The organism is Streptomyces sp. NPDC042371, from assembly GCF_056437465.1.
Window position 1 is genome coordinate 238469 of the sequence record NZ_JBWKAP010000006.1, and the last position, 24653, is coordinate 263121.

Below are 24653 nucleotides of genomic sequence, written 5' to 3' on the forward strand. Positions count from 1 at the left end.
GGTCCGCCTAGGTCCGCTGCACCTGGAGCATGTGGAGGTCGGGAGAGCCGCGGGTCGAGGGCTGCTCGACCGCGGGGCCGGGCGCCGACAGCGCCTGGGGGTAGGGCACTTGGTGGTGGAAGGCCGACAGGGACGGTCCGGCCGGGCCGGGCACCGCTCGTACGCCGTGGGCGGAGGGTGCGCAACACTCCTCGTCGGGCGGGCAGTCGGAGCCTTCCACAGGTGACGCGTGGTCGTCCGAGGACAGTGTCAGGGCGACGGCCGCCGCGTGCCCGGCGCCTTCGTGGCCGCCGTCGGGCGCGATGGGGCCGAGACACATGAACAGCGTGGTGACGAGGGCGACGAGCGCAGCTGCCGACGCGGCGCGGCACAAGGCGTGCCGGGAGGCGCGGGTCCACTGCGACTGTCTCATCGCAGCGCATCGTAGCGATCGTCGGCGCCGGGGTGTTCGGGTACCCCGGCCGTATCCCGGCCGTATCCCGGTCCTGCCCTGGTCTGCCGCTCCCCGTGCCGCGGGCTCAAGCCGTCCCGGCGCTGCTCCCCGTCCCTGGACCCCGCACCGTCGCCGTCACCAAGAGCGCCGTGCTGCGCAGCCGCAGCGCGCCGTCGGCCTCGTGGGTGCGCAGGATCTCCGTCAGCCGTTCGCGTGCCCGGTCCCGGACCTCGGGGGTGACCTGGCTCGTTAGATGGCGTCCGGGACCGGAGCCGAGGAGGAACCCGGCGGCGTCGGCCGCGTCCCTGCCCCATGTCCCGTACGTCTCCACGCGCGTGGCCCCGACGTCCTCGAACCCGGCGGCCGACAGCACCTCGCAGGTCCTGTCGGCGTCCGCCAGGGAGAACATGCCCGGCCCGCCGGGCGCACCGAAGCCGCCGATGGGGAGCAGGTCGCGCAGCGCGGCGAAGGCCCGCAGCCACTCGTTGTCCTCGGGGTACGCGCCGCAGACGAACGCCGCGCGCCCGCCGGGGCGCAGCGCACGCGCGATGTTGCCGAACCCGGCCACGGGATCCGCGAAGAACAGCACGCCGTAGCGGCTGATCGCGACGTCGTACGCGCCCGGGTCGAAGGGGTGGACCTGGGCATCGCCCTGCGTGAAGTCGACGTTGTCCGGGCCTTCCCGGCGGGCGGCGCGGCGCGCCTGGGCCAGCATGGGCGCCGACAGGTCGAGGCCCAGCGCATGGCCGTTGCCCGCCCGGCGCGCGGCCAGCCTGGTCGTCTGCCCCGCGCCGCAGCCGATGTCCAGGACGCGGTCGTTCGGCCCGACCGAAGCGGCGTCCAGGAGCGGGGAGTTGAATCCGGCGTTCACGGCGTCCCAGCGGTCCTGGTTGCGGGCCCAGTGCTCTCCCTCGTAACCGTTCCACGCCTGCGCTTGTTCGGTGTTGATGACGTCCTGCACTTCGTGCCCCCTGACGCATGGCGAATGGAGCGCCCGTCACCGTTAGTATGGGCGCTCGCCCAAACAGTATGGGCGAGCGCCCATACGTGCAATGGGTCAGCCCAGATGCCTTGTTGTCGATGTCGAGGAGAAAGTCATGTCACCGCGCGGAGTCGCGATCCCCGATCTTCGTGAGCGGCTGTTCGACGCCGCCGAGCGGATCGTCGCCCGTGAGGGCGCCGCGGCCCTCACCAGCAGGGCCGTCACCAGTGAGGCGGGCTGCGCCAAGGGGGTGCTGCACACGCACTTCGGGGGCGTGGACGCATTCGTCGCCGAGCTCGTGCTCGACCGGCTCGCGCGCACCGCGGCCCACGCCAAGGGGCTCCCCGGGCGGGCGGGTCAGGACACCGTGGCGGCGAACCTGACCGGCGTCGCGCTCGGGCTCCTGGACTCCCTCGACCCCAGGGTCGTCGGCCTCGCCGTGACCAGCAACGCCACCTCCCAGCAGATCCGCGACGCGATGGCGGAGGGATCCCCCGGCTTCGGCGCGATCCAGGACGCGCTCACCGACTACCTCGACGCCGAACTGCGGCTCGGCCGGGTGCCGGACGGCACCGACACCGCCACGACGGCGCTCGCCCTGGTCGGCACCGTCCACCACCTCCTGATGACCGGGGGCTGGGCCGGTGCGCCCGACCCCCGTGCACAGACCGAGCGGCTCGTCGCCCTGCTCGTACCGAGGTGAGAGCGGACCGCACGGTGCCGCGGCGCGTTCACTCGTCGCAGCACGCGGCCACGGACTTGGTCAGCCGGGGCCCCGCGAACCGGGTGCCGCTGACCAGCCGCATGGCGGGGCCGTAGGTCGCGACCGCCGAAGGGCCGGTGAAGTACAGCCCCGGCACGCTGGAGGAGAACCCCTTGTCCAGGACGGGGAATCCGCCGATGCGTATCAGGTCCGCGCGGAGCTCGGGGGAGAGGAAGTCCAGGGCCTCGAGCTGGATGCGGTAGCCCGTGGCGGCCAGGACGTGCTCGGACTCGACGGTGTGGGTACGTCCGTCCGGCGTCGTCGTCCGCAGGGTGATCCCGCCGCCGTACGTCTCCGCCGCCGTGATCTGCTGCTGTGCGAGGACGGGCACTCTGCCCTCGAACCGTTCCTTCAGCCACCATGCCCCGCCGGGGCGCAACGCCCGCTCGGCGAGGCGGAGCCGGGCCGCCGCGGGCAGCCGCCGGAACGCGGCGGGCTGGCGGGTGAGGCCGTACATGGCCCAGGAGCGGCCCGCCGGGGTCTCGGGCCGCCAGTGCGGCCCCGAAGACGGCGGCGCGTCGAACCGGACCCGTGAACCGCGCGTCACCACCTGTACGTCGGCGCCCGCCTCATGGAGCAGAGCGGCACTCTCCAGCGCGGACTGACCGGCTCCGACGACGGTCACGGTGCGCCCGGCGAAGCTGCTCGGATCGGTCTGCTGCGAGCTGTGCGAGATCAGGCCGAGCGCCGATGGTCCGCCGGACGCCGCCGCCGCGAGGGGCTCGGGCAGATGCGCGAAGCCGGTGAGCCCGGTGGCCACGACGACGGCCCCGGCCCTGAGCACCTCGCCCGACGACAGCTTGACGCGGAAGCCGTCCGGACCCCGGTCCACCGCGGCCACCCGCTCGTCCTCGACGCGGGGCACCAGCCGGTCCCGGAACCACCTTCCGTACCGGAGGAACAGCCCGACGGGCACCTGGTCGTGGGTGTCGAGCCTGCGCTCCCCGGCGTCGCGGCAGTAGTCGTGGAGCGTGAAGCCCTCGCGCGGGGTCGCAAGCTCGGTGGCGGCGGGCGGCGTCCGCAGGAGCATCCCCGCGGGCATGCGCCGGGCCCAGCTCGCCACGGGGGCACCGAAGACGCGCACGGGGATGCCGCGCGCCCGCAGGTGTGCGGCGGCGGACAGGCCGTACGGGCCAGCGCCGATGACGACGACGGTCTTGGACATGGAGGTCCCTCCTGGCGCCGCACGCGCGCGAGGTGTCAGGGGTACGGACACGGCTCGGGGCGGCACCGAAATCAGCAGCGGAACGTGCGGAGTCGGCAGGCCGGAGCTGCTCCCGTCCGTCTCGGCCCGCGCGGTGGACGCGCTGCGGTCCGGGTCAGACGGTGAGCTGCGGGTGGGCCGGGGGACCCCGCCGTACGACCGCGTCCGCGAGGAGGAGGGGGAGCGAAGGCGCGTGGGCCGGACCCCCGGGGCGGCGCGCTGAAACCGGGCCGGGCGGTGCGAGGGGCAGCGGCGTGCGGAACGGGCGCAGCAGCCGGGTGAGGAACGCCCGGAGAAGGCGCAGCAGCCGTGCCAGGGAGCCGCCGAGCGGGTTCGGCGGCCGGGATGCGGGAGTCGGGGCGGGGCTCCGGTTGCCGCGGAGGGTGGCCCACCGGGTGGAGGCCCACTGCGTGGCGTTCCACCCGGTGCGGCCGCCGTCCTGCGGCAGGGCGAGGCGGAGTGACAGCGCGGTGTGGAACAGGACCGCGGCAGCGGCCGTCCTGGCGTCCCACGAGGGTGTCGGGCCGAGCATGGGGCCGAACACGAAGTGGTACGTGGCGACGGCGAAGAGGGTGCTCGCCAGGGAGAGGACGACGGGCCGTGACGCCTGACGCGCCGTCGCGCCCGGCCGCACCGCCGTCGTCGGCCATGCCGACGCTCCCGGGCGCGCGGCGGCCGTGTGCGGGCCGCGCGGCCGGGAGCGAAGCACCGGTCCCGAAGTCTTCATGACGCACCCATCATGGTGCGTCAGACCGCGACTGTCACCCGGGGCGGCCCGGCCACGGCCCTTCCGTGGTCGAGAACACGGCCCGCCCGAGGGGGAGTTGAGGTTCCGACGGGACTGGCGCGGACCGGACCGGACCCGTCGGCCCGCCCTCAGCGCTTCAGCACCGCCTCCATGACCGCCTTCGCGATCGGCGCCCCCAGACGGCCGCCCGCGATCTCGGAGCGGGAGATGTTCATGTCCTCGGGGTCGACGAGCACCGCGACCGCCACCGGTGAAGTGCCGTCCTGCTGCTTGGCGTACGAGACGAACCAGGCGTACGGGCGCTCGTCCCGGACGTTCGCGCCGTGCTGCGCGGTGCCCGGCTTGCCGCCCACCGTGACGCCCTCCATCCGCACCTTGTCCGCCGTGCCTTCGGTCACCGTGTGCTCCATCATGGCCTGCACCTTCTTGGCGGTGTCCACGGAGACGGCCCGGTCGAGCACCTCGGGCTCGGCCTTCTCGATCAGCGCCAGGTCGGGGCCGCGCAGCTCGTCCACCATGTACGGCTTCATCACCTTGCCGTCGTTGGCGAGCCCGGCGACGGTCATGGCCATCTGCAGGGGCGTGCTGGTCACGCTGCCCTGGCCCATGCCGGTCAGCGCGGTCTGCGGCTTGTCCAGCCGCTCGGGGTAGGCGCTCGCCGCCGAGCGCACGGGCGTGAACTGCTCCTTGTTGAAGCCGAACTTCTCCGCCGTCTCCCGCATCTTGTCCTTGCCCGTCTTCAGCGCCGCGTCGAGGAAGACGTTGTTGCACGACCACTGCATGCCGGTCTTCATCGACACCTTGTCGCACTGCGCGTCGGGCACGACGTTGCCGATCTCCGTGCTGCTGAGCGGCAGCCGGTAGGGGGCCGGGGCGCCGGACGGGGCGTCGATGTCGGTCACGGTGCCGTGCTCCAGGGCGGCGGCCGCGGTGAGGATCTTGAACGTCGAGCCGGGTGGGTAGGTCTCGCGCGTCGCCCGGTTGTTCAGCGGCTTGTCCTTGCGCTCGTCGAGCTCCTTGAACGCCTTGCTCTCCTTCCCGGAGATACCGGCGAAGACGGAGGGGTCGTACGAGGGGGTGCTCGCCATCGCGAGGATCTTGCCGGTGCGCGGATCGAGGGCGACCACCGCGCCCTTGGCGTCGAGATCCGTCAGCCCCTTGTAGGCGGCCTTCTGCGCCTTGGGGTCGATGGTGGTGACGACGTCGCCGGGGCGCGGCTTCTCCCTGGTCAGCGCGGACAGGGGGTTGCCGAGCAGCCTGCTGTCCTTGCCGCTCAGCACGTCGTTCTCGACGCCTTCGAGGAACGTCGCGCCCTGGGCCTGGGAGAAGTACCCGGTGACCGGCGCGTACATCGGTCCTTCCTTGAACGTGCGTTTGTACTTGAGGTCCGAACCCGGCGTCGCCACGGACCCGGTGATCGCCTTCCCGCCGACGACGATGTCGCCGCGCGGACTGCTGAACGTGTCGATCTGCACCCGCCGGTTCTTCGCGTGGTCGGCGAGGCTGTCGCCCCGGGCGAACTGCACCCACGTGGCCCGCACCAGCAAGGACAGCACGAGGACCCCGCAGAAGACGGCTATGTGCCGCAATGTCCTGTTCATTGCCAGAGGAGAGCAGCTCCGTGCTGCATATGTCCAAGATGGATATGGAGTGCGTAATGATGCATCTGGGATATCGTTGCTGCTCGTGGACCTGATACTGCATCTCCGGTGCTTTGTGGCTGTTGCAGAAGAGTCACATTTCGGCCGTGCCGCCGCCCGCCTCGGCACGGCCCAGCCACCGCTGTCGCAGCGCATCCAGCGGCTTGAGCGCGAGCTCGGGGTCCGGCTCTTCGAGCGCAACAGCCGCCAGGTGACGATCACCAAGGGCGGTCTGCTCCTTCTCGACGAGGCCCGCGAGCTCCTGGCCCGCTCCGAGGCCCTGATGGCCACCAGCCGCCGCATCAGGGACGGCGACGCCGGACTGCTGCGCGCCGCACTGCCGCCCGACATCGCGGGCGAGACCGTCGCCGAGATCCTGGCCGACTTCCAGCGGCGCCACGCGGACGTGGAGCTGGAGCTGCACGAACTGTCCACCTCGGAGCAGCTCGCCCGGTTTGCCTCGCACGACCTGGACGTCGGGCTCATCCACCACCCCTGCGACGTCACGGGCCTGGGCCTCGGTCCGGTCCTCCGGCGCGAGCTGGGCGTGCTGCTGCCGCGCGACGCGCCCGCCGCCGCCTTCGACGAGGTGCCGCTCGGCTCCCTCGGCGACCACGACCTGATCCTCTTCCCGCGCGCCAACGCCCCCGCCCTGCACGACGACCTGCTCACCACCTGCGCCCGCAACGGCTACACGCCCGCCAACATCCGGCACGGCCAGGGCCCCAGCTTCATCCGCGGCCTCATCCGCTCCGCCAACTCCGTGGCCTTCCGGCCGCGCGAGGCCCGCTCCGCCGAGACGGCCGGCGACGACCCGGAGATCGTCTGGCGCCCGCTCGCGGGAGCGCCCCTGGCCCTGCGCCACTCGGTGGCCTGGCCACAGGGGCACAGCGACGCCGCCGTCACCGCCTTCGCCGACGCCACCACCCATGCCATGTGGAAAACTGCCGCGGTGACCACCGACCTGCCCTCGCGCCCCGTCCATCTGCGCCCGGCAGCGGAGTACTACCTGTGAGCAACACTCTCGGCCTCCTGCGCGGAGCCTTCGCCGAAGCCGGTGTCACGGGCCGTCTGCACGCCGTCGACATCGACTCGGGGGCGGAGGTCGACGCCGGTGCCGACCAGCCGGTCGTCACCGCCAGCGTGCACAAGCTGTGCCTGCTCCTCACCCTCCACCAGCGGGCCGCGGCCGGGGAGTTGGACCTCACCGAACAGGTCGAGTGCCCGGCCGACCTGCGCACGCCCGGGCCCACCGGGCTCTCCGCGATGCTCGACCCCGTCCGGATGTCCCTGCGCGACATCGCCTTCCTCATGATGGCCGTCAGCGACAACACCGCCGCCGACCTTCTCCTGGCACGCGTCGGCCTGGACGCCGTCAACGCCACCACCGCCGCGCTCGGCCTGGACCGCACGCACGCCAGGCACACCTTCAGCGAACTCCTCGCCACGATGAAGGAGGACGCGGGCCCCGGCGGCGCGCAGGCGCTGACCGATCCCCACGTCATCGCACGGCTGCGGGCGCTCGACCCCGCCCGCAGCAACCGCAGCACCCCGCGCGACATGACCCGGCTGCTCGCCGCCGTCTGGCGTGACGAAGCCTGCGCCCCCGAGCACGGCGCCGCGCTCCGCCGCCTCCTCGGCCTGCAGGTCTGGCCGCACCGGATGGCGTCGGGCTTCCCCTTCGACGACGTCCACGTCGCGGGCAAGACCGGCAGCCTGCCCACGCTGCGCAACGAGGTGGGCGTCGTCGAATACCCCGACGGCGGGCGCTACGCCGTGGCCGTCTTCACTCGCGCCGCAGGCACCGCGGCGATCCTGCCCGCGGCCGACGCCGTGATCGGCACGGCCGCCCGCATCGCCGTCGACGCGCTGCGGGCGCAACCGGCGCGGGACGGGACGGCGCGGTAGGAGACCGGCTGACGCCGCAGCCCCCGGCCCCCGATGGGGAACATCCCGGGGGGGGCGGACCCGTACGGGTCACCAGAACGCGCCGTCCCCCCGCCTTCCCGCCTTGAATGAACGGGTGACCGCGCCCCCCGACGACTGCCTCGCGCGCAACGAATGGATCTGCGGTGAGTATCTGAGCACCCGCCGCCAGATCCTGCTCGACGCGGTCGTCCAGCACCTGCAGCTGACGTCGCTCTCCGTCGTGATCGCGCTCGTCGTCGCGGTGCCGCTCGCCGTGCTCGCCCGCCGCTGGGGATGGGCCGCGGGGCCGGTCCTCGCGCTCACCACCGTCCTGTACACCATCCCCTCGCTCGCGATGTTCTCGCTGCTGCTCCCGGTGTACGGACTCTCCGCCTCGCTCGTCGTCGCGGGCCTCGTCCTCTACTCACTCACCCTGCTCGTGCGGAACATCCTCGCCGGGCTGCGCGCCGTCCCCGAAGACACCCGGCAGGCCGCCCGCGGCATGGGTTACGGCCCCATCCGCCTCCTGCTCACGGTGGAGCTGCCGCTCGCGCTGCCCGCGGCCATGGCCGGGCTGCGCATCGCCACGGTCTCCGCCGTCTCCCTCGTCACCATCGGCGCGATCGTCGGCTTCGGCGGGCTCGGCAACCTCATCTACACCGGCATGAACACCTACTTCAAGGCGCAGGTGCTCACCGCATCCGTGCTGTGCGTCGTCATCGCCATCGCGGCGGACCTGCTGCTGCTCGGCGTACAACGCATCCTCACCCCCTGGGAACGAGCGGCGAGGGCGGTACGCCCATGAACACACTCGGCGACGCCTGGGCGTGGCTCACCGACTTGGCGCACTGGGCCGGTGACGACGGCATCTGGCACCGGCTCACCCAGCACCTCGTCCTCACCGTCGTCTGTCTGCTGCTCAGCTGCCTCATCGCCCTGCCGATCGCCCTCGTCCTCGGCCACCTCGGCAGGGGCGGCGCGCTCGCCGTGAACATCTCCAACGTCGGACGTGCCGTGCCGACCTTCGCGGTCCTCGTCCTGCTGCTCCTCACCCCGCTCGGCACCTGGGGCGAAGGGCCGACCGTCGTCGCGCTCGTGCTGTTCGCCGTCCCGCCGCTGCTCACCAACGCGTACGTGGGCATGCGCGGCGTCGACCGCAGCATCGTCCAGGCGGCGCGCGGCATGGGGATGACCGGGCGGCAGATGCTGTGGCGGGTCGAACTGCCGCTCGCGCTGCCGCTGGTGCTCAGCGGCATCCGCATCGCCGCCGTGCAGCTCGTCGCCACCGCCACCATCGCCGCGCTCGCGGGCGGCGGCGGACTCGGCCGGATCATCACCGCGGGCTTCAACCTGGCGAGCACCCCGCAGGTCGTGGCCGGTGCCGTCCTCGTCGCTGTGTTCGCGCTGCTCGTCGAGGGCGTCTTCGAGGTGGCCGAACGGTGCGCGCCCGGCTGGGCGCGGGGGCGGGGGAGTGCCGGATGAAGCGGCGCACAGGGCTCGCGGCCGCCGCCCTCGTCCTGGTGAGCGGCTGCGCGACCGGCCCCTCACTGGAGACCCAGGGCGAGGTCACCGCGCCGCCGGGCGACAGCAAGAGCCTCGTCGTCGGCTCCGCGGGCTTCACCGAGTCGGACCTGCTCGCCCAGATGTACACGCTGCTCCTGAACAAGGCGGGCTACAGCACGCGCATCCTGTCCGTCGCCAACCGCGAGCTGTACGAGCCCGCTCTGGAGTCCGGCCAGATCGACGTCGTCCCCGAGTACGCGGCGACCTTCGCGGACTGGCTCAACGCCAAGAAGAACGGCGCCGACGCGCGGCCCGTCGGCTCGCCCGACCTCGACGCGACCATGAAGGCCCTGCGCCGCCTCGCCACCCCACGCGGCCTCACCGTCCTCGACCCCGGCAAGGCCGTCGACCAGAACGCGTTCGCCGTCGCCGCCTCCTACGCCGAGCAGCACAACCTCAAGACCCTCAGCGACCTCGGCAGATCGGGCCTGAAGGTGCGGCTCGCCGCGGGCGACGAATGCGTGCAACGCCCCTACTGCGCCCCGGGGCTGAAGAAGGTGTACGGCATCGACATCACCGGAGTCGACCCCAAGGGCGTCGGCACGACCCAGGCCAAGAAGGCCGTCCAGGGCGGCCAGGACCAGATGGTGCTCACCACGTCGACGGACGCGACCCTCGACGACTTCGGCCTGGTGCTCCTCAAGGACGACAAGAAGCTGCAGAACGCCGACTACCTCGTGCCCGTGGTCAACCGCTCCCGGGCGGGCAGCAAGGGCGTCGCCGCCGCGTTGGGCCGCCTCAGCCCCGTCCTGACGACGGCGGACCTGGCGTCCCTGAACGAACAGGTGGACAGCTGGCGCCGCCTCCCGCAGGACGTGGCACGGGCCTACTTGGAGAAGAAGGGCCTGCTGTAGAGCCCCGTCAGGGCCACGGGGAACCGCCCGACCGGCGGAGCGCTCACGCGTCGGCCACCGAGTCGAACTCCACCTGGTCCCGCGCCACGCCCTGCGCATCCGCGTCCACCGAGCGGCGCAGCGCCTCGTGCAGCTTCGCCGGGGTCAGGACGCCGAGGAAACGCGCCCCGTCGAGCACCGCGACCCACCCCGCGTCGTGCTGCAGCATCACGCCGAAGGCCTGCTTGAGCGGGGCGCCGATCGGCACCCAGGACTTCATCCGGTGCGCCAGGTCGCCGACCGTGCCGCCGGAACCGGCCAGCGACAGCTCGTCGAGGCCCACCCAGCCGTGCAGATCGCCGTCCGTGTCAAGGACGACGGCCCACCGCGCCTCCTCCTCGCGCAGCCGGGCCGCGGCCTGGGCGGCGGGCTCGTCGAGCCGGGCGATCGGCGGCTCCTCCAGGTCGTCGGTCTGGATCTCGGTGACGGAGAGCCGCTTCAGTCCGCGGTCGGCGCCCACGAACTCGGCGACGTACGGCGTCTCGGGCGCCCCGAGCACCGCCCCCGGAGTGTCGAACTGCTCGATGCGCCCCTGCCCGTACACCGCGATGCGGTCACCGAGCCGGACCGCCTCCTCGATGTCGTGCGTGACCAGGAGCACCGTCTTGCGGACGGCGGCCTGCATCCGCAGGAACTCGTCCTGCAACTGCTCGCGCACCACCGGGTCCACGGCGCCGAACGGCTCGTCCATCAGGAGCACCGGCGGGTCGGCGGCCAGCGCCCTGGCCACGCCCACGCGCTGGCGCTGACCACCCGAGAGCTGCTCGGGGTAGCGCGCGCCGTACGTCTTCGGGTCGAGGCCCACCAGCTCGAGCAGCTCCGCCGCCCGCGCCCGCGCCTTGGCCTTCTTCCAGCCGATCAGGGCAGGGACGGTCGCCGTGTTGTCGAGGATCGTGCGGTGCGGGAAGAGGCCGACCTGCTGGATGACGTAGCCGATCCGGCGGCGCAGGCGCACCGGGTCGACGTCGGCGATGTTCTCCCCGTTCACGAAGATGCGACCCGACGTCGGCTCGATGAGCCGGTTCACCATCATCATCGTGGTGGTCTTGCCGCAGCCGGAGGGGCCGACGAGCGTGACCAGTTCGCCCTCGCCGACCTCGAAGGAGAGGTCGTCCACGGCCGTCGTGCCGTCCGGATAGCGCTTGGTCACCTGCTCGAACCGGATCATGCCCTCACGCTAGCCGCGCCCGTCACTCACCGCTCATCAGCACCACCTCCAGGGTGCGCGGGCCGTGCACTCCCTCGACCCGGTCCAGCTCGATGTCGCTGGTCGCGGACGGTCCCGAGATCCAGGTCAGCGGCCGCACCGGGTCGAGCCGTTCGAGGGCCAACGGCACCGAAGCGACCACCTGGTCGGGTACCCGTACGACACAGACGTGGTGGTCCGGCACCAGGGTGATGCGGCGGCGGCCCTGGTCCGGGGAGCCGTCGAGCACGATCGTGCCGGTCTCGGCGATGGCCAGGGCGCAGCCCGTGATGACGCTGTCGACCCGGTCGAGCTCGTGCGCGGTGCTCACCGCCCGGTCGTGGATCCGCACGGGGTCGGCCGCCGCCAGCCAGTGCGGCGGGAGCCCCGGCGGCACGAGAACGGTCTCGGCACCGCGCTCCGCGTACAGGCGCATCAGCAGGTCCGACACCTCGTCCTCCGTGCAGCGGTGCACGATCGCGCGGTAGTCCGCGAGGTTCTCCGCGAGCAGGTCAACGGTCTCCTCCACGGTGCGCCCGCCGTGCTCGCGTGCGTACCCGCGCTCCACCGCCGCCTCGTACGCGGGGTCGTCGGCGGGCACGTCGGCGAGCGCCCGCCGCACCCGGCCCAGGATCCGGTCCCTGCCGCTCACCGGCCGCTCCCCTCCGTCGTACCGCCGCTGTCGCCTTGTGTGCGCTGCCACCAGTCGCGGAACGACTCCGCGGGCACCTTCGGCAGATCCCTGGTCGTACTCCACGCCCTGCCGGGCCCGGGGAGCGTGCGCGGATGAAGCCGCCGGGTCCGCGACGCCAGGCGCTGGCCCGCGCGGAGCGCACCCGGACGGGCGAACGCCAGACCCGCCGCGCGCATCGCCGCCCGCTCCGCCGCATGCCCCTTCGCGGGCTTCAGCGTCACCCTGTTGCCGTCCCGCACCGCCTCGCCGCCCTGCACGACCCGCTCCCGCAGGTGCACCAGGACCTCGGGGATGTCGATGGCGACCGGGCACACCTCGTAGCAGGCCCCGCAGAGCGAGGACGCGTACGGCAGGGAGGCGTCGATCTCGCTGCCGGTGCCGCGGAGCTGGGGGCTGAGGATCGCGCCGATCGGCCCCGGATACACCGAGCCGTACGCATGCCCGCCCGCCCGCTCGTACACCGGGCAGACATTGAGACACGCCGAGCAGCGGATGCAGCGCAGGGCCTGGCGGCCCACCTCGTCGGCGAGGGTGTCGGTGCGGCCGTTGTCGAGCAGGACGAGGTGGAAGTCGCTCGGGCCGTCCTCGTCGGTCGTGCCGGTCCACATCGACGTGTACGGGTTCATGCGCTCGGCCGTCGAGGAGCGGGGGAGCGTCTGCAGGAAGACCTCCAGGTCGCGCCAGCCGGGCACGATCTTCTCGATGCCGACGACGGAGATCAGCGTCTCGGGGAGCGTGAGGCACATCCGGCCGTTGCCCTCCGACTCCACGACGACCAGCGTGCCGGTCTCGGCCACCATGAAGTTCGCCCCGGAGATGCCGACCTTGGCGCGCAGGAACTTCTCCCGCAGGTGCAGCCGCGCAGCCTCGGCGAGCTCGGCCGGAGTGTCGGTCAGCCCCTCCGGTGCCGGGCGGCCCCAACCGGCCATCTCCTTGCGGAAGATGTCACGGATCTCGCCGCGGTTGCGGTGGATGGCGGGCACCAGGATGTGCGAGGGGCGGTCCCGGCCGAGCTGCACGATGAGCTCGGCGAGGTCGGTCTCGTAGGCACGGATGCCTTCCGCCTCAAGGGCTTCGTTGAGGCCGATCTCCTGTGTGGCCATCGACTTGACCTTGACGACCTCCGACTCGCCGGTGGCCTTGACCAGCTCCGCGACGATGCGGTTCGCCTCGTCGGCGTCGGCCGCCCAGTGCACGGTGCCGCCCGCCCGCTCGACGGACTCCTCCAACTGCACGAGGTAGCGGTCGAGGTGGCGCAGTGTGTGGTCCTTGATGCGCTTGCCCGCCTCGCGCAGCCCGTCCCAGTCGGACAGCTCGGCGACGGCCCGCGCACGCTTGTCGCGGATGGTGCGGGTGGCATGCCGCAGGTTGGCCCGCAGGGTCGTGTCGCCTACCGCCTCCCGAGCCGCCGTGGGGAACGCGGGCATGCCGACGAAGGTCCCGCCGCTCATGAAAGGGGCTCCTCTTCCGTACTGGCCAGGATCTCCGCGATGTGCACGGGGCGCACTGCCGTGCGCAACCGCGTCATCGTGCCGCCGATGTGCATCAGACAGGAGTTGTCCGCCGCGCACAGCACGTCGGCCCCTGTCGACTCGGCGTGGCGCACCTTGTCGGCGCCCATCGCCGCCGAGACATCGGAGTTCTTCACGGCGAAGGTGCCGCCGAAACCGCAGCACTCCTCGGCGCCCGGCAACTCGACGAGCTCCAGCCCCTTGACCGCCCGGAGGAGCCGGGTGGGCCGGTCGGCGAGCCCCAGGGCACGCAGACCGTGGCAGGTCGGGTGGTACGTCACCTTGTGCGGGTAGTACGCGCCCACATCGGTGACACCGAGGACGTCCACCAGGAACTCCGTGAGTTCGTACGTCTTCGGGACCACCGGGGCGAGCGTGCGCGCAAGGCCGTCGCCGCGGCCCTCGGCACGGGCCCGCTCACCCATGCGCGGGTACAGCTCCCGCACCATCGCCCCGCACGACCCCGACGGCGTCACGACCGCGTCGTACGCGTCCGACCCGAATACATCGGAGAAATGCCGCGCCAGTGGCTCGGCCTGATGGCGGTAACCGGTGTTGTAGTGCGCCTGCCCGCAACAGGTCTGCGCCATCGGGAAGTCGACGTCAACTCCCAGCCTGGTCAGCAGTTTCACCACTGCCCGACCCGTCTCCGGATACAGCGTGTCGTTGACACACGTCAGGAACAGGGCGACACGCATCGCGGGTTCCTCCTACTCGGTCATCGGATGGATGCAGCGTACGCGGGCACGGACCGCGGGGGAATCATCAGCGGTCACGTCGTATGAGGCGCTCCTCGGCGGCCTGCCACCGGGCGGCGCCACCACGCGGCTCGTACCGCCTCGGCGGCTGGGCGCGGGCCACCAGCGCACGTGCCTCCGCCCGGTAGGCGAGGAGGCCGTGGGCGCGGGCCTGCACCAGGACGTTGCCGAGCGCCGAGGCCTCCGCAGGGCCCGCCAGGAGCGGCAGCCCGCAGGCGTCCGCGGTCAGTTGGCACAGCAGTGCGTTGCGGGCACCGCCGCCGACCAGGTGCACCACGTCGACCGTGCGTCCGGCAAGCCGCTGGGCGTCCTCGACGGCCCGGCGGTGCGCGAGCGCCAGGGAGTCAAGGACACAGCGCGTCGTCTCGGCGGGCGTGCTCGGCACGGGCTGCCCGGAGTCGCGGCAGGCTTCGGCTATCCGGTCCGGCATCCGGCCGGGCGCCAGGAACTCGGGCGAGCCCGCGTCCACGACGGAGCGCAGCGGTTCGGCGTCGGCGGCCGCGGCGAGCAGGTCGGCCGGGTCGGGTCGGCGCCAGGCGCGCAGACACTCCTGCAGCAGCCACAGGCCCATGATGTTGCGCAGGTACCGGACGGTGCCGTCGATGCCCAGCTCATTGGTGAAGTTGGCCCGCCTGCTCTCCTCCGTCAGGACGGGGGCGTCCAGTTCGAGTCCGGCGCCCGCCGTCACCACGGGCGCGATGGCGGCGGAGCTCCTCCTGGAGGAGACGGACGAGCGGCCCGCCGGGGCGCACGAGCACCGGCGCGTGGTGCTCGTGCCCGAACTGGTGGTGCGCCGCTCCAGCCTGCCCCCGCGTTGAGCTGCGACAGCCCCCGAAGCCCTCCGACGCGACGCGTGTGCTGGACTGGGTCCACGAAGACACCCGCCCGCCACCTCGCCAGGAGCCGCTGTGACCCTCTCGTACCGCCAGCCCGGAGTCGTCCTCGCCGACCGCCGCTTCAGCGTGCCGCTCGACCACGACGACCCGGCGGGGGAACGGATCGAGGTCTTCGCGCGAGAAGCGGTCTCGGCCTCCCGAGGGGGCGCGGACCGGCCCTGGCTGGTCTATCTGCAGGGCGGCCCGGGCTTCGGGGCGACCCGCTTCAACGGCTCCGAGTCCTGGCTCGACCGCGCCCTCCAGGACTTCCGGGTCCTCCTCGTCGACCAGCGCGGCACCGGAAGCTCCACGCCCGCCAACCGCCAGACGCTCCCGCTGCGCGGCGGACCCCGCGAACAGGCCGACTACCTCGCCCACTTCCGCGCCGACTCGATCGTCCGCGACTGCGAGGCGATCCGCCCCGAGGTGACGGGCGGCGCCCCCTGGACCGTCCTCGGCCAGAGCTTCGGCGGCTTCTGCGCCACGCACTACCTGTCGGCGGCGCCCGAGGGGCTCGCCACCGCGCTGATCACCGGCGGCCTGCCCACGCTCGACGGCCACGCCGACGACGTGTACCGCGCGGCCTACCCGCGCATGGAGCGCAAGACCGCCGCGCACTACGCCCGCTACCCGCAGGACGTCGAGCGGGCCCGCCGCATCGCCGCCCACCTCGCCGAGCACGAGCCCGTCCTGAACGGCGGCTACAAGCTGACCGTCCAGGCCTTCCAGTCCCTCGGGATACTCCTCGGCACGGGTGACGGCAGCCACCGCCTGCACTACCTCCTGGAGGACGCCTTCGTGCGGACACCGGCAGGGCCCGCGCTCTCCGACGCCTTCCAGGAGAACGTGCAGGCCGCCCTCTCCTACGCGGGCAACCCGCTCTTCGCCGTCCTGCACGAGGCGATCTACGGCCAGGGCGAGCGGCCCACCGCCTGGTCGGCCGAGCGGATGCGCACCGAGTTCCCGCGGTTCGACGCCGAGAAGACCCTGGCGGGCGACGCGCCGCTGCTGTTCACCGGGGAGGCCGTGCAGCGCTGGATGTTCGACAGCGACCCCGCGCTGCGCCCCCTGCGCGACACCGCCGACCTCCTCGCCGAGCGCACCGACTGGCCGCGCCTGTACGACACCGAGCGCCTCGCCGCGAACGAGGTGCCGGTGGCCGCGGCGGTCTACCACGACGACATGTACGTCGACACGGAGCACTCCCTGCGCACCGCCCGCGCCATCCGGGGCCTGCGCACCTGGGTCACCGACGAGTTCGAGCACGACGGGCTGCGCGTGGGCGGCCCGCGGGTGCTCGACCGGCTGCTCGCGCTGGCACGCGGCGAGGCCTGAGGGCTCCGCGGCCCGCTTCGGCAGCCCGCCGCCGGGGCCAACTCATTGTCGGACCCCGGCGATAGGCTGAGAATCATGACCGAGCAGCAGAGTTCAGCCGCCCCCGCCGACCAGCTCACGCCCATGCCCGAGGACTGGCGGCGCGCACTCGCCGTCGTCGCCCACCCGGACGACCTGGAGTACGGGTGCGCGGCGGCCATCGCGGGCTGGACGGACGGCGGCCGTGAGGTCACGTACCTCCTGGCCACCCGGGGCGAGGCGGGCATAGACACGATCGACCCCGCCACCTGCGGGCCGCTGCGCGAGCGGGAGCAGCGCGCGAGCGCGGCCGTCGTCGGCGTCGAGGCCGTGGAGTTCCTCGACCACAAGGACGGCGTCGTCGAGTACGGCACGGCGCTGCGCCGCGACATCGCCGCCGCGATCCGCAGGCACCGCCCCGAGCTGGTCATCACGCTCAACCACCGCGACACATGGGGCGGCGTCGCCTGGAACACGCCGGACCACGTGGCCGTCGGCCGTGCCACGCTGGACGCCGCGGCGGACGCGGGCAACCGCTGGATCTTCCCGGAGCTGATCGAGGAGCAGGGCCTGGAGCCCTGGAACGGCGTGCGGTGGGTCGCCGTCGCCGGTTCGTCGACGCCCACCCATGCCGCGGACGCCTCGGCGGGCCTGGAGCGCTCGGTGGCCTCGCTCCTCGAACACCGCACGTACATCGAGGCGTTGACGGACGAAGACCCCGAGAAGTACTGCCGTACGTTCCTGACGGGCAACGCGCAATCGCTGGCGTCGCGCTTCGGCGGGAAGCCCGCGGTGGCGTTCGAGGTCTTCAGTCGTTGAGCCCGCGCCCCTAGTCTGCTTGACCTGACGACCCATCAGGAATGCGGGCAGAGGGGAGCGGGGCGCGGATGATCGACACCATCGGCACGGACATCCCGGAGGGCGAGGAGCGGCTGCGCCTCGACGTCGAGGACGGTCTCGGCATCCTCACCCTCTGCCGCCCGCGCAAGCTCAACGCATGGAGCTGGGAAGCCACCCGGCAGCTGGGCCTGTTCGCCGACCGGATCCGCTTCGACGACTCCATCAGGGCGGTGCTGCTGCGCGCCGAGGGCCGGGCGTTCTGCGCGGGCATCGACATCACGGCGCCGGGCGGCGCGATCACGGGCCGCTCCGGAGCCGAGCGCACCAGCGGCTACTACGAGGGGCTGCGCTGGGCCCACGAGCGCTTCAGCGCCTTCGCACGGCTCCCGCAGCCGGTCGTCGCGGCCGTCCAGGGGTACTGCCTGGGCTTCGGCTTCGAGCTGGCGCTCATGGCGGACGTGCGGATCGCGGCGGACGACGCGGTCTTCGCGCTGCCCGAGGCGCAGCTCGGCGTCGCCGTGGACGCGGGCGGCGATCTGCGCATCGCGCGCGAGGCCGGTGCGGGCTGGGCCAAGCTGCTCGCACTCACCGGCCGCCGGATCGACGCGTCCACGGCGGAGCGCCTCCGCCTCCTCCAACAGGTGGTGCCGGTGGCGGAGTTGGGGAAGGTGTCCCGGGCCCTGGCGGCCGAGATCGCGGCGAACGGGCCGCTTGCGGTGCAGGGCATCAAGCGCGGCATCGACGCGTACGCGGACTCGGGGATGGCGACGGCGCTCGACGGCGTCGCCATGAACGCGGCGATCACGCTCACCTCGGAGGACTCCCGGGAGGGGTACGGGGCGAAGGCGGCGGGCCGGGCGGCGGTGTTCGAGGGGAAGTAGGGCGCCGGTCGGAGGCGGGCTGCTTGTCCGCGGTGGAGCGGCCGTCGAACGCCGGTCTCCCCATCTGCTCCCGCAGCGTCACCACCGGCGGGCTCACCAGCCCCCGACGCTGCCAGTTCGCGCCGTCGACGACCAGCGTGTGCCCCGTGATGAAGCGGGCGTACGGGGAGGCCAGGAACGTGGCGGCCCAGCCCAGTTCGCGGGGCAGGCCCACGCGGAGGGCGGGCTGGCGGGAGTCCTTGTCCCGGGCCGGGTCCAGGTTGCCGCGGATGTCGGCCGTCATGTCGTCGTGCGGCATCAGCCCCGGCACCAGACCGTTGACCTGGATGCCGTACGGCCCCCACTCCACCGCGAGGGTCTCCACCAGGCTCTTCACCCCCGCCTTGGCCGCCGCACTGTGCGCGAAGCCGGGGCCGCCCGTCCAGGCGTACGAGGCGCCGATGTCGATGACCGAGCCGGGGGTGCCCGCGGCCAGGTGACGGCGGCCGAACTCGCGCGTCATCAGGAACGTGCCGGTCAGCGTGATGTCCACGACCGAGCGCCAGGCGTTGGGGGACATGTCCTCGGCGGGCACGGGGAAGTTGGCAGCCGCGTTGTTCACCAGGACCCCGGGCAGTCCGTACGCCTCCTGCGCCGCGTCGAACACCTCGGCCACGCGCTCGGCGTCCCGGATGTCGCAGACCGCCGCGGTCACGCGCCCGCCCAGCGCGGCCAGTTCGTCCCGCGCCGCCCCGAGACGGTCCTCCTTGCGGCTCGCGATCACCAGGTCGGCGCCGAGCCGCGCGAACTCGGCGGCGACGGCCTTGCCGAGACCTGTGCCGCCACCCGTGACGAGGACGACCGTGCCGTCGTACGTGCCCGGTGGCAGTGCGGTGGCGCCCAGCGGGGGTGGCGCGGGCAGCCCGGGGAGTGCCCCGTCCTCCGTGTCGTGGTTCGTCATGCGCGCATGGATACTCCGTGCGGGGCAAAACCTCCATCGACACGACAGGGGCCAACAGTGGTGAACCGCATCGGGATCATAGGCGTGGGCGAGATCGGCCGGGCCATGGTGGACGGCTTGTGCGACGGCGCGCAGGAGCCACCGGAGATCCACCTCTCGCCACGAGGAGCCCGCACGGCCGCCGAGCTGTCCGAGCGCCATCCGAACGTGGGGGTGTGCGCGGACAACCAGGAGGTCGCGGACCGCTCCGAGTTGGTGATCCTCGCCGTCCGACCCCAGGACCGCGCCGAGGCCCTCGACGGGCTGCGGGTCGGCGGCGACAAGGTCGTGCTCAGCGTCATGGCCGGTGTCGGCATCGACGAGCTGCGCGACATGCTCGGCACCACCGCTCCCGTGGTGCGTGCCATCCCGCTGCCCGCCGTGCGCGAGCGCCGGTGCGTCACCGTGACGTACCCGGCCCACCCGGTGGTCGACGCCTTCTTCGACGGACTCGGCGGCTCGCTCCCCGTCGCGGACGAGGCGGCCTTCGGCGTCTTCTCCACGCTGACGGGGACGCTGAGCGCCCACTACGCGTACCTGGCGACGCTCACCGATTGGGCCGCCCGGCAGGGCATCCCCGGCGAGGCCGCGGACCGTTACGTACGCAGCCTCTTCCAGGCCGTCGGGCGGGCGCTCGGCGACGAGACGCGGTCGCCCGCACAGCTCGCGGGCGACCACGAGACACCCGGCGGGAGCAATGAACGCATCCGCACCACGTGGTTCGACGCGCCCAACGCCGCATCCCTCACCAAGGCGCTCGACGCGCTCCTGGCCGACCTCACCTAGCCGCTCGCCCGCCCGTCCACGGAGTCACGCGGTGTCCGCCTCCTCGGGCACCGCGTTCCCCGATGGCGCGTCGCCTCGTCCGTAGTGGTGCGTCGTGAACATGTACACCAGGCCCACGCCCACCACGACGCCGCCGCTGAGCAGCACGATCCAGTTGTCGTACCAGGGGGCTTCCGGCGTGCGGGGCCAGGCGATGTTGACGATGGCGAAGATCCCGTACGCGAGCGCCCCGAGGTTGACCAGCAGCCCCCAACGGCCGAGCTTGTACTCGCCGCTCGGCTTCCACCCCTTGAGGCGGGCCCGCAGCGCGGCAAGGACGACCATCTGGAACGCGGCGTAGATGCCGAGGATCGCGAAGGACACGATCTTCGTCAGGGCGTCCTCCGAGATGAGCGAGCCGACGGCGATCAGCGCGGGCAGGACCGCCGAGATGAGCAGCGCGTACGGCGGGACGGCGCGCGCCGACGAGAACTTCCGCAGCAGCCGGTGACCGATGATCATCTCGTCGCGGGCGTAGGAGTAGATCAGCCGCCCGGCCGCGGCCTGCAGACTGATCGTGCAGGACAGGAAGGAGATGAGCACGACGGCCATCACCGTCCGGGCGCCCGCCTCGCCGAGGGCGTCGAAGAGGACCCTGACCACCGGGTCGCTGTCCTTCCCCGAGATCACGTCCCGGTAGTCGACGACCGCGAGGAGCAGCGTCAGACAGGTGAACGTCGCCGCCGCCCCGCCCACGTAGATGGTGCGGCGCATCGCCTTGGGGATGACCTTGCCGGGGTGCTTGACCTCTTCGGCGACGTCCCCGCAGGCCTCGAACCCGTAGTACTGGTAGAAGCCGATGATCGCGGCGCCGAGGAAGACGGGCAGATAGGAGCCGTCACCGGACGCGCCGAAGTCGTCGAAGAGGACGCCGAGGCCGTGGAAGCGGTGCGTGGTCAGCAGGATGATGCCGACGACCAGCGCGCCGAGCAGCTCCGCGCTGAAGCCGATCAGCGCCGCCATCGAAAGTGCCTTCGTGCCCGCGTAGTTGATGAGCACGGAGATGACGATCAGCGCGATCGTGCACAGCACGGTGGTGTGCACGGTGGGGCGGAAACCGAGCAGGATCGCGATGTAGGGTCCCGCGCCGTACGCGACGCTGGTGATGGTGACGAGCAGCGCCCACATGTAGATCCAGCCGGTCATCCACGCCCAGCGCTTGCCCCACAGGCGCCGCGCCCACGGATAGACGCCGCCCGCGACCGGGTACTGCGCGACGACCTCGCCGAAGACCAGCGCGACGAGGAACTGCCCGCACCCCGCCATGACGAACGCCCAGATCATCGGGGGTCCGCCGTCGGCGAGGGCCGTGCCGAAGAGGGTGTACGTGCTCACCACGGGGGAGAGATAGGTGAACCCGAGGGCGAAGTTCGCCCACGGTCCCATCTCCTTGCGGAACTCCGACTTCTCTTCCCCGGGGACCGCGTCCGCGGTGCTGTCCGGTGTGCCGGGAGTGGTCACTGGTCTACCCCTTGCGAATCCGCGGCCCCGGGGGCTGGCCGGGCCATGATGAGATCGGCGGCGCGTTCGGCGGCGAGCAGCACCGTGACCATCGGGTTGATGGTCGGCATGGTCGGGAAGATGGACGCGTCCACGATGCGCAGCCCGTCGTGCCCGCGCAGCCGCAACTGTGGATCGACCACGGCCATCGGATCGTCCTCGGCGCCCATCCGGCAGGTCCCCGCCGGGTGGTAGACGGTGTGCGCGGCGCGGCGCCCGTACTCCGAGAGGTCCGCGTCCGACTGCACGTCAGGACCCGGGGCGACCTCGCGCAGCAGCCAGTCGCTGAGCGGGGCGGTGGCGGCCACCTCACGGGCGATGCGCAGGCCGTCGACGATGGTGCGTTCGTCGTGGCCCTCCGGATCGGTGAAGTAGCGGAAGTCCAGGGCCGGTTTGACGGACGGGTCGGCGCTGCGCAGCCACATGCGGCCGACGGAGCGCGCCCGTGGCACGTTCGGGGTCATGCAGACCCCGTGCTCGGGGACGGGATAGCCGAGGCGTTCGGTGTTGACGGTGAACGGCACTTGGTAGAAGTGGAACATCAGGTCGGGGCGCGGGCCGCCCGCCGCGTCGCGGCGCAGGAAGAGACCTGCGTCGGAGTCCATCGCCGAGTTGGGCGGCAGCGGCCCGCTGGTCTCCCACACCATCACCGACTCGGGGTGGTCGAGGAGGTTCTCCCCGATTCCCGGCAGATCCGCCTGCACCTCGATGCCGAGGTCGCGCAGCTGGTCGGCGGGCCCGATCCCGGAGAGCATCAGCAGCCGGGGCGTGTCGATGGCCCCGGCGCACAGCAGGACCTCCGCCTCGGCCTCCAGCGTCGACACCGAGCCGTCGGGGTTGCGGACCTGTACGCGGGTGAAGCGGCCCTCGTCGTCGGGCAGCAGCCGGTACGCCCAGGTCTCCAGACGGAGCGTCAGGTTGGGGCGGTCCATGACGGGATGGAGATACGCGACCGACGCGGAGGAGCGGTTGTTGGTCGCCGGGTCGTAGGCGAGGGAGAAGAATCCGGCGCCGTCGGTGAAGGGGCGGGCGTTGAAGTCCTCGACGACCGGGACGCCGAGCCGGGTGGTCGCCGCCGTGACGAAGTCCTGGGCGATGGCGTTGCGGTCGGCGGCGCCGACGGGAACGATCGTGTTCTGCAGCCGTGACCGGTACGGCAGGATCGTCTCGGGACCCCAGCCCTCGCAGCCGCTCGCCACCCACTCGTCGAGGTCCTGCGGGAACGGCAGGAAGCTGATCAGGGTGTTGTGCGAGGAGCAGCCGCCGAGCACACGGGCCCGGGAGTGCAGGATGTGGGAGTTGCCGCGCGGCTGCTCCTCGGTGGTGTAGCCGTAGTCGAACTCGGAGCCGAGCAGATTGATCCAGTTGCGGAGCTTCAGGATCCGGTCGTCGCCGACGTCGCTGGGCCCGCCCTCCACCACACAGACCCGGCACGCCGGATCCTCACTCAGCCGGGCGGCCAGTACGGACCCCGCCGTACCGCCGCCGATGATCAGGTAGTCGTAAGTCGTCGTCTCGTCGGCCATGCCGCCGCCTTCCGTCGCGCCCTGCCTCGCCCTGCCGAGCTCTGTCCGTTCAGCCCTTGAACCAGCCGGAGGGGCCCGGCCTGAGGTTCTGGTAGATGTGCTTGGCCTCCTGGTACTCGCGCAGCCCGGTCGGCCCGAGTTCCCTGCCGAAACCGGAGAGGCCGAAGCCGCCCCACTCCGCCTGCGGCACATAGGGGTGGAAGTCGTTGATCCAGACCGTGCCGTGCCGCAGCCGGGCGGCGACCCGCTGGGCGCGGCTCGCGTCGTTCGTCCAGATGCCGCCCGCCAGGCCGTAGTGCGTGTCGTTGGCCAGCTCCACGGCCTCGTCCTCGGAGCGGAAACGCTCCACCGTGACCACCGGGCCGAAGACCTCCTCCCGCACGATCCGCATGGAGCGGTCACAGTCCGCGTAGACCGTCGGCAGCAGGAAGAAGCCGCGCGACAGCTCGGGATCGTCCGGCCGGCGGCCGCCGCACACCAGGCGGGCGCCCTCCTGCCGGGCGACGTCCAGATAGCCCTCGACCTTCTCCCGGTGCTCCGCCGAGCTCAGCGGGCCGCTCTCGGTCTCCGGGTCGAGGCCGTTGCCCAGGCGGATGGCTCCGGCGCGGGCGGCGAGCCGCTCCACGAACCGGTCGTGCAGCGAGTCCTCCACGAGGAGCCGGGAACCCGCCGAGCAGACCTGCCCCGAGTGCAGGAACGATGCTTCCAGGGCGTGGTCGACGGCCGCCTCGAAGTCGCAGTCGGCGAACACCACGTTGGGGTTCTTGCCGCCGAGCTCCAGGGCGAGGTTCTTCACGCCCGGCGCGCACGCCTCCATGATCCGCCGCCCGGTGGCCAGACCGCCGGTGAAGGAGACCAGGTCCACATCGGGGTGCGAGGACATCGCCGCGCCCACGGTGCTGCCCGGGCCGAGCACCAGGTTCGCGACCCCGGCAGGAGCGCCCGCCTCGGCGATCAGCCGGATCATGTGGAGGGTGGAGAGCGGTGTGACCTCACTGGGCTTGAGCACGAAGGTGTTGCCCGCGGCGAGGGCGGGGGCGACCTTCCAGGATGCCTGGAGGAGTGGGTAGTTCCAGGGTGCGATGAGAGCGCAGACCCCGATGGGGTGGTAGGTGACGCGGCTGAGCACGTCGGGGCCGACGTCCACGACCCGGCCGCCGTCCTTGTCGGCGATCTCGGCGAAGTAGCGGAACGCGTTCGAGACGTCCTCGACGTCGATCCGCGCCTCGGCGAGCGTCTTGCCCGTGTCGAGTGATTCGACGTGGGCGATGTCCTCCTGGTCCCGCAGCAGGAACCGCGCCACCCTCAGCAGCACGTCGGCCCGCTCCCGGGTGGGCGCCGCCGACCAGTCGCCGCGGTCGAAGGCGCGCCGGGCGGCCCCCACGGCGAGGTCGACGTCCGCCGCAGAGGCGTCGTCGACCTGCTGCACGACGGACGCGTCGAACGGATTGACCACGTCCCGCCGCGCACCTTCGACGGCCCCTGTCCACTGCCCGTCGACGAACAGTTCCGGCATCGTGGGCTCCCTCGCTCCGACTTCCTGTCCGGTGCCAAAACCGCCACCGGCACGCACACCGGCACCAACATCGTC

23 protein-coding genes and 2 pseudogenes are annotated in these 24653 nt (G+C 72.4%); 11 read left to right on the forward strand and 14 right to left on the reverse strand.

Annotation, left to right across the window (positions count from 1 at the left end; genetic code table 11):
• Window positions 1-7 precede the first annotated feature (7 nt).
• Window positions 8-412, reverse strand: a complete 405-nt coding sequence (locus AC068B_RS20160; RefSeq protein WP_478672967.1) for a hypothetical protein — start codon at window positions 410-412, stop codon at window positions 8-10.
• Between the two features lie 106 nt (window positions 413-518).
• Window positions 519-1394, reverse strand: coding sequence for a class I SAM-dependent methyltransferase (locus tag AC068B_RS20165; protein ID WP_478672968.1), 876 nt, complete (start codon window positions 1392-1394; stop codon window positions 519-521).
• A gap of 136 nt (window positions 1395-1530) precedes the next feature.
• Here AC068B_RS20165 and AC068B_RS20170 point away from each other — a divergent pair, with 136 nt between their 5' ends.
• Window positions 1531-2118 carry a TetR/AcrR family transcriptional regulator gene (locus AC068B_RS20170; protein ID WP_478672970.1) on the forward strand — a complete coding sequence of 196 codons (588 nt, stop codon included), beginning with the start codon at window positions 1531-1533 and terminating at the stop codon, window positions 2116-2118.
• A 28-nt stretch (window positions 2119-2146) separates the two neighbouring features.
• Here AC068B_RS20170 and AC068B_RS20175 read toward each other — a convergent pair whose 3' ends face one another.
• From AC068B_RS20175 to AC068B_RS20185, 3 genes are all read right to left on the reverse strand, one after another.
• Window positions 2147-3343, reverse strand: coding sequence for an NAD(P)-binding domain-containing protein (locus tag AC068B_RS20175; protein ID WP_478672971.1), 1197 nt, complete (start codon window positions 3341-3343; stop codon window positions 2147-2149).
• Window positions 3344-3497: 154 nt separating this feature from the next.
• Entirely contained in the window at window positions 3498-4109 is a 612-nt protein-coding gene (locus AC068B_RS20180) for a hypothetical protein (protein ID WP_478672972.1), read from the reverse strand.
• A gap of 149 nt (window positions 4110-4258) precedes the next feature.
• On the reverse strand, window positions 4259-5731 hold the full coding sequence (locus tag AC068B_RS20185; RefSeq protein WP_478672973.1) for a peptidoglycan D,D-transpeptidase FtsI family protein: 1473 nt from the start codon (window positions 5729-5731) through the stop codon (window positions 4259-4261).
• A gap of 85 nt (window positions 5732-5816) precedes the next feature.
• Here AC068B_RS20185 and AC068B_RS20190 point away from each other — a divergent pair, with 85 nt between their 5' ends.
• The 5 genes from AC068B_RS20190 to AC068B_RS20210 all read left to right on the forward strand — a co-directional run bounded on the left by AC068B_RS20190 (window position 5817) and on the right by AC068B_RS20210 (window position 10095).
• Complete coding sequence (locus AC068B_RS20190) at window positions 5817-6785, forward strand: LysR family transcriptional regulator (protein WP_478672974.1); 969 nt, start codon at window positions 5817-5819, stop codon at window positions 6783-6785.
• Window positions 6782-7678, forward strand: coding sequence for a serine hydrolase (locus tag AC068B_RS20195; RefSeq protein ID WP_478672975.1), 897 nt, complete (start codon window positions 6782-6784; stop codon window positions 7676-7678). The genes AC068B_RS20190 and AC068B_RS20195 overlap by 4 nt, the downstream gene beginning before the upstream one ends.
• A 115-nt stretch (window positions 7679-7793) precedes the next feature.
• A complete protein-coding gene (locus AC068B_RS20200) occupies window positions 7794-8483 on the forward strand; it encodes an ABC transporter permease (RefSeq protein WP_356253453.1) in 690 nt (229 codons plus the stop codon).
• A complete protein-coding gene (locus AC068B_RS20205; protein WP_478672976.1) occupies window positions 8480-9160 on the forward strand; it encodes an ABC transporter permease in 681 nt (226 codons plus the stop codon). The genes AC068B_RS20200 and AC068B_RS20205 overlap by 4 nt, the downstream gene beginning before the upstream one ends.
• Window positions 9157-10095 carry an ABC transporter substrate-binding protein gene (locus AC068B_RS20210; RefSeq protein ID WP_478672978.1) on the forward strand — a complete coding sequence of 313 codons (939 nt, stop codon included), beginning with the start codon at window positions 9157-9159 and terminating at the stop codon, window positions 10093-10095. The genes AC068B_RS20205 and AC068B_RS20210 overlap by 4 nt, the downstream gene beginning before the upstream one ends.
• A 43-nt stretch (window positions 10096-10138) precedes the next feature.
• Here AC068B_RS20210 and AC068B_RS20215 read toward each other — a convergent pair whose 3' ends face one another.
• The 5 genes and pseudogenes from AC068B_RS20215 to AC068B_RS20235 all read right to left on the reverse strand — a co-directional run.
• Window positions 10139-11302: an ABC transporter ATP-binding protein gene (locus AC068B_RS20215; protein WP_478672979.1), complete on the reverse strand. Its 1164-nt coding sequence runs from the start codon at window positions 11300-11302 to the stop codon at window positions 10139-10141.
• Window positions 11303-11324: 22 nt separating this feature from the next.
• Complete coding sequence (locus AC068B_RS20220) at window positions 11325-11972, reverse strand: LutC/YkgG family protein (RefSeq protein WP_478672980.1); 648 nt, start codon at window positions 11970-11972, stop codon at window positions 11325-11327.
• Window positions 11969-13465: a LutB/LldF family L-lactate oxidation iron-sulfur protein gene (locus tag AC068B_RS20225; protein WP_478672982.1), complete on the reverse strand. Its 1497-nt coding sequence runs from the start codon at window positions 13463-13465 to the stop codon at window positions 11969-11971. The genes AC068B_RS20220 and AC068B_RS20225 overlap by 4 nt, the downstream gene beginning before the upstream one ends.
• Window positions 13462-14223 carry a (Fe-S)-binding protein gene (locus AC068B_RS20230; protein WP_478672983.1) on the reverse strand — a complete coding sequence of 254 codons (762 nt, stop codon included), beginning with the start codon at window positions 14221-14223 and terminating at the stop codon, window positions 13462-13464. Before AC068B_RS20230 ends, AC068B_RS20225 begins: the two co-directional genes overlap by 4 nt.
• 67 nt (window positions 14224-14290) lie before the next feature.
• A pseudogene (locus AC068B_RS20235) lies at window positions 14291-14959 on the reverse strand (FGGY-family carbohydrate kinase); the annotation flags it as partial.
• Window position 14960: 1 nt separating this feature from the next.
• On the opposite strand from AC068B_RS20235, the pseudogene AC068B_RS20240 reads away from it, so the two are divergent.
• The 4 genes and pseudogenes from AC068B_RS20240 to AC068B_RS20255 all read left to right on the forward strand — a co-directional run.
• Window positions 14961-15101 (forward strand): annotated as a pseudogene (locus AC068B_RS20240) (LacI family transcriptional regulator); the annotation flags it as partial.
• 90 nt (window positions 15102-15191) lie between these two features.
• A complete protein-coding gene (locus AC068B_RS20245; RefSeq protein ID WP_478672984.1) occupies window positions 15192-16493 on the forward strand; it encodes an alpha/beta fold hydrolase in 1302 nt (433 codons plus the stop codon).
• A gap of 75 nt (window positions 16494-16568) precedes the next feature.
• On the forward strand, window positions 16569-17330 hold the full coding sequence (locus AC068B_RS20250) for a PIG-L deacetylase family protein (protein ID WP_468561312.1): 762 nt from the start codon (window positions 16569-16571) through the stop codon (window positions 17328-17330).
• Window positions 17331-17398: 68 nt separating this feature from the next.
• The gene (locus tag AC068B_RS20255; RefSeq protein WP_478672985.1) at window positions 17399-18232 is read left to right on the forward strand and encodes an enoyl-CoA hydratase/isomerase family protein; all 834 of its coding nucleotides are present in this window, start codon (window positions 17399-17401) and stop codon (window positions 18230-18232) included.
• Here the strand turns inward: AC068B_RS20255 and AC068B_RS20260 are convergent.
• The gene (locus AC068B_RS20260) at window positions 18159-19172 is read right to left on the reverse strand and encodes an SDR family oxidoreductase (protein WP_478672986.1); all 1014 of its coding nucleotides are present in this window, start codon (window positions 19170-19172) and stop codon (window positions 18159-18161) included. The genes AC068B_RS20255 and AC068B_RS20260 overlap by 74 nt on opposite strands.
• A gap of 60 nt (window positions 19173-19232) precedes the next feature.
• Here AC068B_RS20260 and AC068B_RS20265 point away from each other — a divergent pair, with 60 nt between their 5' ends.
• On the forward strand, window positions 19233-19997 hold the full coding sequence (locus AC068B_RS20265; RefSeq protein WP_478672988.1) for an NAD(P)-binding domain-containing protein: 765 nt from the start codon (window positions 19233-19235) through the stop codon (window positions 19995-19997).
• Window positions 19998-20021: 24 nt separating this feature from the next.
• Here AC068B_RS20265 and AC068B_RS20270 read toward each other — a convergent pair whose 3' ends face one another.
• From AC068B_RS20270 to AC068B_RS20280, 3 genes are read right to left on the reverse strand one after another with little or no spacing between them, the layout of a single operon-like run.
• Window positions 20022-21497: an APC family permease gene (locus AC068B_RS20270; protein WP_478672989.1), complete on the reverse strand. Its 1476-nt coding sequence runs from the start codon at window positions 21495-21497 to the stop codon at window positions 20022-20024.
• Window positions 21494-23062, reverse strand: a complete 1569-nt coding sequence (locus tag AC068B_RS20275) for a GMC family oxidoreductase (protein WP_478672990.1) — start codon at window positions 23060-23062, stop codon at window positions 21494-21496. The genes AC068B_RS20270 and AC068B_RS20275 overlap by 4 nt, the downstream gene beginning before the upstream one ends.
• 49 nt (window positions 23063-23111) lie before the next feature.
• Window positions 23112-24578 (reverse strand): aldehyde dehydrogenase family protein, encoded by a 1467-nt coding sequence (locus AC068B_RS20280; protein ID WP_478672992.1) that lies wholly within the window; start codon window positions 24576-24578, stop codon window positions 23112-23114.
• Window positions 24579-24653: the final 75 nt, after the last annotated feature.